The 994-nt window shown below is 35.1% G+C and carries 2 protein-coding genes; both read right to left on the bottom strand.

The annotated features are described in order from the left end of the window. Window positions 1-662, bottom strand: a 662-nt coding sequence (locus ACYQ44_RS10355) for a thiolase family protein (RefSeq protein WP_459997202.1), incomplete at its 3' end; no start/stop codon positions are given. 59 nt (window positions 663-721) lie between these two features. Beyond that, window positions 722-994: SDR family oxidoreductase (locus tag ACYQ44_RS10350; RefSeq protein WP_459997200.1), on the bottom strand; the 273-nt coding region annotated here is incomplete at its 5' end.

Here is a 994-nt window from a genome sequence, read left to right as displayed (position 1 = left end):
CTTGGGTATTCGTCTGTGTCAAATATTTTTGTTTCTTTTTTTGTTTTTATTTCTATTGGTATTATTTCTTCTTTGAATTTTCCTTCTTTTATCGCTTTTTCTGCTCTTTGCTGACTGATTGCTGCAAATTCGTCTTGTTCTTCTCTTGTTAGTCCATATTTTTCTACTATGTTTTCTGCTGTTATTCCCATGTGATATTGATTGAATACGTCTGTTAGTCCGTCATATACCATGTGATCTATCATTTCTATGTTTCCAAATTTCAGTCCGAATCTCGCTTTTGCTGGTAGTAACATCGGTGCGTTTGACATGCTTTCCATTCCTGCTGTTGCTATTATTTCTGCATTCCCTAGTTTTATTTCATTTGCTCCTAGCATTATTGCTTTCATTCCACTTCCACATACCATGTGTACTGTGTATGCCGGTTTTTCTACTGGTATCCCTGCATATATTGCTGCTTGTCTTGCTGGTCCCATCCCTTGTCCTGCCATTAATACGTTTCCTACTATTGTTTGATCTATTTGTTCTGGTGTTATTCCTGCTTGTTTTATTGCTCCTTTTATTGCTTCTGCTCCTAGTTCTGCTGCTTTTTTGTCTTTTAGTGTCCCGCCAAAGCTTCCTATTGCTGTCCTTTTTGCTCCTATTATATATACTTTTTCCATTTTTGTTCCCCCTTACTTTTTACTTTTATCCTTTTATATTAAATTTTTATTATATTCTTTTATAATACTAATCCTCCATCTACGCTTATTACTTGTCCTGTTATGAAACTACTTTCATCACTTGCTAGAAATAATGCTGTGTTTGCTATTTCTTCTGGTTCCCCCATCCTTTGTAATACTGTTTTGCTTTTTACTAGTTCTATTACTTTTTCTGGTAGATCTTTTGTCATTGGTGTTTTTATGAATCCTGGTGCTATTGCATTTACTCTTACTTGGGCTCCTTTTCTCGCAAATTCTTTTGCCCATGTTTTTGTCATTGATATTACTCCACC

It is taken from the genome of Marinitoga arctica (genome assembly GCF_054657315.1).
Note: the sequence above shows the minus strand (reverse complement) of the source record. Positions and strands in the feature narration are given on the sequence as shown.